Origin of the sequence: Parendozoicomonas sp. Alg238-R29, assembly GCF_947331445.1 — a bacterium.
Classification (GTDB): Bacteria; Pseudomonadota; Gammaproteobacteria; order Pseudomonadales; family Endozoicomonadaceae; genus Sansalvadorimonas.
Window position 1 is genome coordinate 1 of the sequence record NZ_CAMZOG010000038.1, and the last position, 11,633, is coordinate 11,633.

At 49.2% G+C, this 11,633-nt stretch carries 5 protein-coding genes; 1 reads left to right on the forward strand and 4 read right to left on the reverse strand.

Translation table 11 applies throughout. The features are described 5' to 3' along the window. Positions 1-6: 6 nt before the first annotated feature. From QMA35_RS11125 to QMA35_RS11140, 4 genes are all read right to left on the reverse strand, one after another. Complete coding sequence (locus QMA35_RS11125; protein ID WP_281647223.1) at positions 7-5,484, reverse strand: filamentous hemagglutinin N-terminal domain-containing protein; 5,478 nt, start codon at positions 5,482-5,484, stop codon at positions 7-9. A gap of 15 nt (positions 5,485-5,499) precedes the next feature. Next, a complete protein-coding gene (locus QMA35_RS11130) occupies positions 5,500-7,230 on the reverse strand; it encodes a ShlB/FhaC/HecB family hemolysin secretion/activation protein (RefSeq protein WP_281647224.1) in 1,731 nt (576 codons plus the stop codon). A gap of 711 nt (positions 7,231-7,941) precedes the next feature. Further along, on the reverse strand, positions 7,942-9,831 hold the full coding sequence (parE, locus tag QMA35_RS11135; protein WP_281647225.1) for a DNA topoisomerase IV subunit B: 1,890 nt from the start codon (positions 9,829-9,831) through the stop codon (positions 7,942-7,944). 434 nt (positions 9,832-10,265) lie between these two features. Beyond that, entirely contained in the window at positions 10,266-10,895 is a 630-nt protein-coding gene (locus QMA35_RS11140; protein WP_281647226.1) for a YqiA/YcfP family alpha/beta fold hydrolase, read from the reverse strand. A gap of 217 nt (positions 10,896-11,112) precedes the next feature. Between QMA35_RS11140 and QMA35_RS11145 the strand changes: the two genes are divergently transcribed. Further along, complete coding sequence (locus QMA35_RS11145; RefSeq protein WP_281647227.1) at positions 11,113-11,610, forward strand: hypothetical protein; 498 nt, start codon at positions 11,113-11,115, stop codon at positions 11,608-11,610. Positions 11,611-11,633: the final 23 nt, after the last annotated feature.

Here is an 11,633-nt window from a genome sequence, read left to right on the forward strand (position 1 = left end):
GTCAATTCACTCCAGAATCAGGGGAGTCTGGAACTGGTTTATGCTTAACCGGACAGTAGTGTAACTGACAGTGACATTTTTGTTGTTCTCTGCATTCTTGTCTGCAAACAATCCCGTCCCATTGATGCCCAATGTTTGCCCGGTGAGCAGGCCATTAAGAGTTCCCGGCGTAACATCTGCATTGAGACTGCGATCATAAATTTTATCCGCCACCGATGTGCCGGAGATCGTCAATGGTTTAGGCGTAATGCTCCAGAGACCGTCTGTACTCCAGGGTAAAACCAGATAATTTTGTGTGGCGTGGTTGAGCGTCAGCCCCGAGGCGTATTGATAAGCGTAACTGCCGACATTGGTCAGGGCGTCGGGAGCATTCAAATAACGGATGGAACCTGAAACGGTAATACCGTTACCGGACAGATCGAAAGCATTACCGTCAGCATCGATCCACAGATATCCCAAAGAGGGCGCTGAACCATAAACACTGGTGCCGCTGTTTGTACGAATATAAAGTGAGATGGGCGGTGGGCCGAACTGCGTCTCACTGGAAAACAGACTTTCCTTAAAGCCTGGTGCACTCTGCCCATCACTGAACACAAAATCATCCCCCAAAAGAGATGTCAGGGAAGTCGAGTCAGAATTGGCAAGATTGACACCGGAGCCGGGTTCTAATTCTGCTGTTGGATTGGCGAATTGAGCGGCGGTCAGTGCCCTGACCTGAGATTGAGTGCCATCCAGAGACGACGTATCACTGCTATAAGTACCTGCTGTGGTTCCACACAGCCCACCACCAATCACACAGAGTTGATCTGAGCCATTCGGGGCAAACTGGTCTTTCCAGAAGGTGTTCCCGAAGGTAACCTGAGAGTCAATAATGGAATCACTGGTGACAGGGGGGGAACCTGCAAGACTGTTATTATATACTCCCCCAAGAATACCCCCGGTTGATACTCCAGAGTCCTGACTGGTGATAGTGCCATAAGCAAAAGCCCTGGACATCTGCAAGTCGGACTTGTTGGTTGAGCTGGTATAACGAAGACCACCTATCAGCCCTCCTGCATAAGCAGGGCCACCGGTTACGGCAGACTCAACATCTCCACCGCTATAAACATTATTCAGAATCGTTGGTGCTGTGCTACTCACCCTGCCGATAAGGCCACCAATATTGGTACCCCCATAGACGTCACCAGAAGCAAAACTGTTTTCAATTGCTACTCTGCCATTTGCCTGGCCAATCAATCCACCAATTCCAGCACTATTGAAAGAACCTATCCTTGGGTTTCTGTCAGCGTTAACATCACCACTGCTAAATGACTGAGAGATTTTTGCAGAACCAGAGTGTCCCGCCAGCCCACCCACATTATGCCCGAAAGAGCGGATATCACCTGAGACATGGGCGTTATGGATCAGTATCTGCCCACCACCATTTCCATAAATGCCACCGGCATAAGCAGGTGAGTTGCTCTGATTCATCGTGCTATTAATAACAAGGGAAGACGACACCGTATCGACCAGATTAAAGTCGCCTGTTTTATGTCCAAATAGCCCTCCTGTCTGAAACCCTGTATTGGTAACTATTCCTGAAAGCAGCAAATTATGAGTGATGGTGTTTTTGGACTGGCCTGCCAACCCACCCACATTAGCCCAACTGTTACCGGTATTCCCATCAACCGTTAAATCATTCAGGTTCAGGTTTCGAATCAATGCGTCATCTACTTTGGAGAAAAGACCGGCAGTCGTACCTGATGCAGTAATGTTAAAACTGTTAATGCTGTGGCCCAGTCCATCAAATATACCAACAAAGCTAATTCCCGTAGTTTGGTTCGTGGCAGTTCCTAAAGTACCGAGTTCAGAACCCAGTGCGTAACTGGCATAGGTATTCAGGCTGGAAAAATCATGAATCACATCAAGCAAAACGCCATTAACAGCAATAGCACCATAACCGGAATCGGCAATATCAATACGGCCGGAAAAACTGCTGTCATCAGCTGCTATGGGCACCCGAAAACGACCATGGGTTTTCAGGTTAGTGACTGTTTCAGATACCGTGTCGTCTGTATTCAGGTACAGACTGTAATCTTTGGTGTACTCATCAGCAGCGACTTTTAGCGTTGCTCCCGTGCCAACATTCACAACGCTCTTAACATTCACATCATGGCTGCCCATCAGGGTCAGTGTATTGTTGGTGAGATTAAGGTCAGTATTGATATCCAGATCACCGATTTCATTTACCAGCGTTCGACCACCGGTTTTGATAATGACATCGCCCGTGGCGAGAGCCGCATTCAGCGTATCGATACCAATAGCCGACTGATCGAAAAATACTGAGACACCGTCCATCATCGCTGCGGTGCCAGCGCCGCCTGCAGTGATACTGACATCAACTATATTTCCCGCATAACTGTCCAGGAACTGCGGTAGCAACGGCATATTGTTCAGTATGGGGAAGGCGTAGTTGGCGTCGTATATCCAATCAGAAGTGCCCAAGGTATTCGCCAGTGGCTGCCCGGCAAATTCTGAAAGACTCTTTCCGGTAAGGCCTGTGGCTGTGCCCTCACCCACTGCTACAGAGTTATCAGAACTGTTATAAAACACCCGATTCAAAACAGGGGAGCCTGATGATAAGTAACCGATGAAGCCACCTGTGCGACTGGAGTTCTGGTAGATCATCTTGCCGTAACTGAAACTATCAGTAATATTTAGATTATTACCATTGCCCACTTCACCGATAAAGCTACCGGCTGACTTATTTACATCCGCCAATAGACCAATGACATGACCACTGGCGTAAGTGTTACTGATATCAACATGAGCCGAACTGTCTATAACGCCAATTAAGCCACCTAACTGCTTATTACCATAAGCATCACCGCTGGCATAACTATGGTCGATTGAAAGCTGGATGTTAGGCCCGACACTGCCAATCAGGCCGCCTATGTTAGAGCTATAGTTTAACGCCACTTCGCCCAGCTGAAGATGACGGTTAATATCAGACGTGCTGTAACTATCGAGAATGGTGTAATAATGACTGGCTGTGCCGCCTATGTAACCAATCAACCCTCCCAGGTTACTGCCTGGAAAGATAGAGGCTACGCCGGATATGGAATCAATATCACCTGACGCATGTGAGTTGATCATTATCAAATTAGAGTTATTCACATAACCCAGCAACCCACCATGATAACTGGTGCCTACTGCACCGATCTGAACATCGGTGAAGACGCTATCCAGTGTAAGTGAACCGCTTGTATAAGCGACCAACCCTCCAGACCGACTCTGCAAATTATATCCAGCTACTAACCCCGTGGTATAAACATTATGAACAATATTATTACCGTTACTTCTGCCAGCCAGTACTCCCTTATAGATGTAGCTTCGATTACCGCCATAATCAAACAGATAATGGGTCAGTCCCAGATTTCTGACCGTGGCGTCCTCCATTGATGAAAAAAGACCATGGTATTTATAATTTGCAGAGCTGGTAACTTCCAATCCATCTATGGTGTGCCCTAACCCATCCAGTACACCCATAAATTTATTAGCAAAGTCACCATCACCAATAACGGAATTAGTAAAGCTGCCCGCATTAGTGATATCGGTTCCCAGCGCATAACGAATGGACGCATCGTTATAGGCAAGGTCACTGCCGCCGTTGGGGCCTTCATCCAGATCAACCACACCGGCTGTGCCGGATAACGAGTTGATCACGGTATAACCTTCACCGTTAATCGTCAGGAATCCCGTGCCGGTGCGGGAGCCAAACTCCACTTTCCCTTTAAAACCGGAATCATTGCTGTGCATACTGACGCGTACCCGACCAATGGTTCGCAATGCATTACGCACCATGGCCGGTGTATGAGAAGTGTCAAAAGGATCGCCATCATCACCACTGTTATTATTCGCCGTCATGGTCAGCGACGAAGTACCACTGGCGGTCATGACCGCATTGATATTAATGTCGCGGTCAGCCGTCAATGTCAGGTTATTCGCAGACCAACTCACTGCGTCGTTTACATGAATATCACCGTTACCCGCAGTAGAACCACTGCTCGACAGTATGGTGATATTTCCCGACGCCAGATTGGTTGAAAGTGTGGCGCCGGTGATATCACCGCCAGAAGCAGCAATGGTGTAATCCTGCGGGTCAATCAACCATTGACCGTTATCTCCGTAAGGTGAGAGGGTACTGACTCGGGTCTGATCACCCATTTTTACCTGATAACCCGAGGTTTCGACCTGACCACCCTGACTACCAGCGCCTTTGCCTTCCGCCTTCAGTGTGCCGTTGACGGTCGTCACGGAATCAGGGTTATGGATATCCGACCAAACGACAAGGGTTCCACCGTCGCCATCTTCCGTTGCACTGGCACTGATAGTTGCGCCTTGTTCTACGGTAGTGTGCACGGATTGACGGATATCAGGATCACGCCCTTGCCAGCCACCACCGATGTAAACGTCACCACCGCCAGTTTTACCGTCTGCCGTGATATATGCAGTTCCCTCAACCAGAACACTGCCGCCAGTAACCTCTATACGTCCACCGTCATTGGTATCAGAGGAGGCATCAAGGCTGCCACTAATCACTGTCTGCCCCTGATCGCCTGAATCCATCTTGAGGGTACGCCCGGCAATACGTCCACTGTTTGACACCAGACGAACCCGGCCATTGTCGACTATTGCCTGACTGGCGATATCTGACTGAGAGCTTGAAACCACCTGTGTGAGAAAGTCAGTGGCGACATCCGCTTTCAGCAGAACCAGCCCATTTCCTCCATCAATAATGCCACTGTTGTGTATTCTGGCATTCCAGTCTGCTGCACTGACATCCACAGAGATAAGGTGATGGCCATCAAAACTCAGTCGGACCGTTTCACCAGTCGCCAGAACAAGACTCTTTTCTGTTTTGATCTGCCCCTTATTAACAATGGAGGCGGCGATAAAAGCCGCTGAATCTGCGGTGATAGACCCCAGCTGCTCAATGCCAGCGCCTGTACTTCCTTGAGTGAACTGGTAATTGCCCTGCAGAAAATCATCATTAGAGAGTTGCAAAGTGGAGGTGACTATTGAACCCACATCAATCCGGGCATCTGCCCCAAACAGGACACCATTAGGATTGATCAGGATAACCTGTCCATTGGCTTGCAGGCCGCCGAGTATTTTTGAAGGATCAGCACCAATCACACGATTAAGCAAAGAGGAGGAAGTGCTGGGTTGATTAACAATCACAGACGCCTGCTCACCAATATTGAAACTTTGCCACTCAACAATCGCCCGGTTGGAACCCTGATTGATGTCCATAGCTCCCGCACCGGAAGTGATACTCACATCCCCCCTGATGACGCTGCTTCCTTCAGGTAGCACGTCTGGCGCCAGTTCGGCACGTAATGCTACCGGGACAACCAACATAGTCGATGCCAGTGCTCGCCGAATAGCCGATACCAGTGGTTTGCTTATAAAAGGCGAAAACAGCGTTGAACGTACATCCATGTCCATTCAATCCCGTTAAAATTTCATTGATAGTTCCAACCAGGCCCGGGTATCACTGCTTCGGCCATCACTGTCGTTACCGTGACTATCTTTACCTGGATTATTGCCCAGCTGATAGGACACCATGGCACCGACCTTGATTTGACTGGTCGGCAACCAATCAACACCGACTCCCAATCCATGGAGGGTATACTCATTCTTAACACTGCTGCCTGTATTCCAACCAGCCCACGGCGTGCTGTTAAGCCTGAGCCAGCCCGCATCCAGAAAGGTGAAGCCGGAAAGCTCGGGATTCAGTGGCCGACGTAGCTCTGTTCTTATCAGCACGGCCGAGTCACCCGAAGCCTCACCCGTGGGATAAGCGCGTATACCACGCACACCACCAAGAGACATTTTTTGAGAAGAGTCGAGATTATCAAAGCTATGTTGTGCCCTGGCCGCCAGGGTCAGCTGAAACAGATCATTCACAGGGCGCTTATAGGTGAACTGACCATTGACACGAAGAAACCGGCCATTGGTTTTCGCCGTTTGTGTATCTTGCGCAAGGCTACCCCGGTTCCCGGACAAATCCACATCCCCCACTGTGGCCGAAGCGCTGTAACTGTATAAACCCCCGGTATCTCCCTCATACCAAAAGCCCTGAGTTCGGGCCGTTATTGCGGTGACAATTTTATTGGCGCTTTCGATCCCCGCAACTCTGTCTTTCAGATGGCTTTGACTCAGAATCAGACTATCTGTGGAGTTCAGCGGCTTGCTGAGCAGGTTCGGCAGGCTCAGCTGAACAGTGCCGCTCAGGGCTTCACCATCACCCGCGGTCTCCACATCAATAAGATGATAATCAAGATAGGAAAGTGAAGCGTTGAATCGTGCGCCCCGATGAGAAACCGGAAGAGAACCCGATAGTGCCAGTGTCTGACTGCCTTCCGTTTTTACTGCGGTGCCAGTGAATTGGTAGCCAAGCCCGAACGGCCCATCCAGCACCATGAATCCCAACAGCCTCTCCTGACCAACAAAGCGGGAGCCATGGTTATCTGCCAGCACAGTACTACTAACCAGATCAGTATCCTCAAGACGAATAACCACATCCGTGCCTTCTACCGTCAGGCTTGGCACCAGCTGGGCAGAAGCGCTGACGCCAGGGGTTCCACTCAGTGAGCGCATGGAATCCTGAAGTTCATGGATATTGAGCAGTCCGCTATCGGGTTGGCCGCTGGTCGCTACATCATAGGCTTTATCCAGGTTGAATCGCACACCTTCCGGTGGGGTTGTTAGATCAATCTTGCCCAGTCGGGATTCAGTGACCACGAGTTGAATCTTACCACTGACGACATCCTGTTCAGGTATCACCGTACGCGCCAGATACCCATTCTCCAGATAAAAGCGATCAATAGTCTGAGCAAGGCGTTCAATATCTGCCAAACAGACTGACGGGCCAAGGGCGATAGACTTCAACGCTTCAAGCTCATGGCGACTGAACAAAGTGACGCCGACGAGATCAACCTGGGATATTTTGAAAAAGGGAGGTCGACACTCAACCTTGGCTGGCGGGTTTGTTGATGCTGCTCCAGATTTTTGGCTTTGCACTGGCGGCGGCTTCGGCAGCTGACTGTCTCGCAGCAGCTCGCCAGCGTCCTGAGCCAGTAAGCCCGGGGCAATAAGAACAGATGTCATACAGTAAGAACAAATCAGAGCAGCGGGTGAGATACGGCCTTTCACACGGCTGGTATAGGGGAACCAGCGTTTCATATCCTTATAAGCCTTGTGGTTATTAAGCTTTCTCCTTTAGGTATATGCTCCGGAACAGGGTTCGGCAATGTAGCGACAGCAGACTATTCAGTTCATTAGCAGCTAAATGGAGAAATGAAGTGGGACGCCAAAAATATGGTGTGATGCACCATAAAAACTAAAGAGACAGCAAGGCTCTGTTCAGCTTTGAAGTTGATAGACCCAGTGACCCGCTAATTTTTCTGTCAGACGGGACTTCGTGAGTTCACACGTACTTAAAGCTTTGCGCAAGCCCAGATAACGATATAAATATTTTGTCGCCACTCCTTTAAATACATTATTGATCCACCCTTTAGTGGGTAATGTTTCAAACGGATTGATACCACATTCGTGAAATGAACTCCCCAATGACCTTGTTGTGGACTTCCTCCGAGCGGGAAAAGCGGATGGTCCTGTGGTTAAGGCGTTTAATGCGAGTGCGAAGTGTCAAGTTGGTTCTCTCAATACTCTGAGTGAGTTTTTTGCTGACAACGTGGCTGTCGCTTGGTAGTTCAGTCCCATAAGGTTTCCAGTCGTCGGTACAAACGAACGTGAACTTGTAAGGTTTAACCAGAGCAATGAGCTTTTTCAGAGTCTTTCTTGTCTGGCGGCCAAATACATGCACAATGACTTTTCGGTATTGCGGCGCCCAAGCGTAAAACAGCCAACGTTGTTTTTTTCTTCCCACATCAGTCAGGTAATTTCAATAAGATTACCTTTCGTTTCCAGCCATTGTTTACGATCTGAGGCTCGCTTCTTAGCTAGCATCATATCCAACACCTGTTGTGTAGCCAGAGCATCATCAACTGTGAGTTGAACCAAACGACGAGTGTCTGTAGACATTGTGGTTTCCCGGAGTTGGAGAGGGTTCATCTCACCCAATCCTTTAAAGCGCTGAACACCAATCTTGCCGCGTTTCTTTTCGGCTTTCAGGCGATCCAGTACACCTTCTTTTTCAGCTTCATCAAGTGCGTAGTAAACCTCTTTACCAATGTCGATACGGTATAGAGGCGGCATAGCTACATACACATGCCCCGCTTCAACCAGCTTACGGAAGTGTTGTACAAACAAGGCGCAGAGCAAGGTGGCGATGTGCAGGCCGTCGGAGTCCGCATCTGCAAGAATGCAGACTTTGCCGTAACGCAGGTCGTCCAGTTTGTCAGAGCCAGGGTCGACACCTAAAGCAACAGAAATATCGTGAATTTCCTGAGAGGCCAGCACTTCAGAAGAGTCTACTTCCCATGTATTAAGAATTTTGCCTCGCAGGGGCATAATGGCCTGGTTTTCACGGTCCCGTGCCTGTTTGGCAGAACCGCCGGCAGAGTCACCTTCCACCAAGAATATTTCTGTATATTTAATATCCTGGCTGGTGCAGTCTGCCAATTTTCCGGGAAGGGCAGGGCCTTGGGTAACCTTCTTGCGAACAATTTTTTTTGCTTTGCGCATACGGCGTTGTGCCGTAGATATGCACAGGTCTGCAAGCACTTCTGCCAGATCGGTATGCTGATTTAGCCAAAGACTGAACGCATCTTTTACCACACCGGAAACAAACGCCGCGCATTCACGGGAAGACAGGCGCTCTTTGGTTTGGCCGGAAAATTGTGGATCGGCGAGTTTGGTTGAGAGTACATAGGCGCAACGTTCCCAAATATCATCCGGCGCCAGCTTTACGCCTCGGGGCAGCAGGTTGCGGAACTCACAGAATTCCCGCATAGCTTCCAGCAGGCCGGAGCGCAAACCATTCACATGAGTACCGCCCTGAGCAGTAGGAATCAGGTTCACGTAAGATTCGGTAATGAGCTCACCGCCTTCCGGGAGCCAGATAACTGCCCAGTCTACGGCTTCCTTTTCGCCTTTCAGGCTGCCAGTGAAAGCTTCCTTCGGTAGCAGTTCATAACCATCTACAGCACCTTGCAGATAGTCTCTCAGGCCATCTTTGTAGTGCCAGACTTCTGTTTCGCCACTGGATACTTCCTGGAAAGTGACTTTAAGGCCGGGGCAGAGTACGGCTTTTGCACGGAGTACGTGCTTTAAACGAAGAATGGAGAACTTTGCTGAGTCGAAGTATTTGGCATTAGGCCAGAAACGCACTGTGGTGCCGGTGTTTCGTTTGCCGCAGGTATCAATCACTTCCAGTTCGGCGGATTTGAAGCCATCGGCAAAACCAATAGCGTACACCTGTCCGGCACGACGGATTTTGATATCCAGTTGGGTGGACAGTGCGTTAACAACAGAAACACCTACACCGTGCAGACCACCAGAGAACTGGTAATTCTTGTTAGAGAATTTACCGCCAGCGTGGAGGCGGGTCAGGATTAGCTCAACACCGGAGACTTTATGCTTGGGATGAATATCCACAGGCATACCACGGCCGTTATCTGTTACCTCAAGAGAGTTGTCCGGATGCAGCAGAACCTTCAGCTCGGTGGCGTGGCCAGCCAGAGCCTCGTCAACACTGTTGTCGATAACTTCCTGGGCAAGATGGTTGGGCCGGGTGGTGTCGGTGTACATACCCGGGCGTTTGCGCACCGGGTCGAGTCCTGACAGGACCTCAATAGCTTCGGCAGTATATTCGTTCTGCATGTTTCCCTTCTGAAGCGGGTGTGAACCGCATCGGCTCTCAGCGGATAGATGAATCGGACAAGTGTAAAACGTCTTGGGGGCTTTGTTCAAAGCTGGATGTGTGAAGGAGAGCGGGATTTTACTTGTGACCTTCTGAAAAAACAGCGCTTTTCCTTCGGTGTAGGGTAAATGAGTTCCCATGAATTGCAGGGTACGTGCCTGTCATCATGGATACATGAACCAGGCAGGTATCAGCGGGAAAAACGCTTTTCATGCCATCAGGGCATGAACACCTTCGCCTAAAAAAGAGCGAAGGTTGGGTCGTTCTAAATGATTGTGCTTTTCTTTATTGAGTCAGAGCTCCGGTTTGAGACTGTCAATCGAGTTCAGCAGAATACTGTAGCGCTATAGCTATTGACTGAATCTAAGCTATTGACTGAATCTAACGGGCAAAATCAAGCTACAACGTCCCCTAGCAAAGGACTGCAGAAACTGAGAATTACCGGAATCGTTCCCTCAAATCCTTCAAAACCATGATCTCCCCCTTCATCAATGCGCTGGGGGCAATCTTGATAGCGTTGCTCGGCTTTGCGGTAATCCAAAGTTTCGTCACCTTTCTGAGCCAGAAGAAAGATATTGTCAGGTCGGTGAAGTGTAGTCACTTCCAGATGTTTAAGTTGATCAATATGTTCTTGTGTTAGCTCATACTCGGTGTTGTTATAGTAATTCTTCTGTGGCCCGAGATAGTCCTCAAACAGCTCGTAAGGACGAACCGCCGGGTTGATCAGTACCAGTTTGACGGGATATTCTGGACGACTTTCCAGCAGACGTTCCATCAGCCAGGTTCCGTAGTAGCCGCCCAGTGAACTGCCGATAATGTAAACAGGTTTCACGCGCAAAGCCTCGGATGCCAAAGATAGAAGCATGCGGGCATTCTCACCGGGCCACTGCCCTAGCTCTGGAACAATGTAATCGCAGGGGATTCTTTTTTGCTTGAGGTAAACCCCAAGTTCAGTGCACTTGCGTGATTGGGGGGAGCTGTTGAAACCGTGGATATACAGTAGCAGTGGTTGGGCAGCCGCCATAACTATCCTTGCATATTCGGAATAATCAGGCTGCCATAGTAGCATTTGTGAATATTGCGGCACATATACGTACGGCAGTATTGTTTCAACCTACCAAACTTACTAACCCCATAAAGGGCAAATAGTCGTCTATCTATAACGAGATTCTTCTGAATCTGAAACTTGGAACCCGACGTACATGGGTTAAAGAAAAATTATTTATTGCTGGTACAAATATATGAAAAAGCAACTAGTCGCAGTGTTCAGTTGGTTAGTTACTCTTTGGACAGCCAAAGTGTTTCTGAGTTCTCTGCCGTATAAATTCACTAATCATCCTGATACTCAACATATTTTTGGAACTATTGGCCAGTGGATGGAAGGCGTTCTTGGCACGTCGGTTGGCCAGTGGTTCAGTGCCCATGGTGCCGTTGCTGTTGGCACAGTTGAGCTGCTGGCTACCCTGCTTCTTCTTTCTCCTGCATTGCTGTTTGTTGTGGGTAAGTTTGCCCAACTCCCTCAGTTTCTGAATCGTGCACTGATTCATGGGTTAGGTGGCCTGGCTGCTGCCGGTGTTATGGCGGGTGCAGTTTTCTTCCACCTTGCTACTCCACTGGGAATTGTTGTACTCCATCAAGGCAAAAGCGATGGTGGTTCTTTGTTCTATGCAGCTTGCTCAATTCTGGTTCTTGGACTGGTAATGGGTGTCGTTAATCTGCTTCAACTGCGTAAAGCCTGATTCTGGCAGGGGAAACTGTTGTT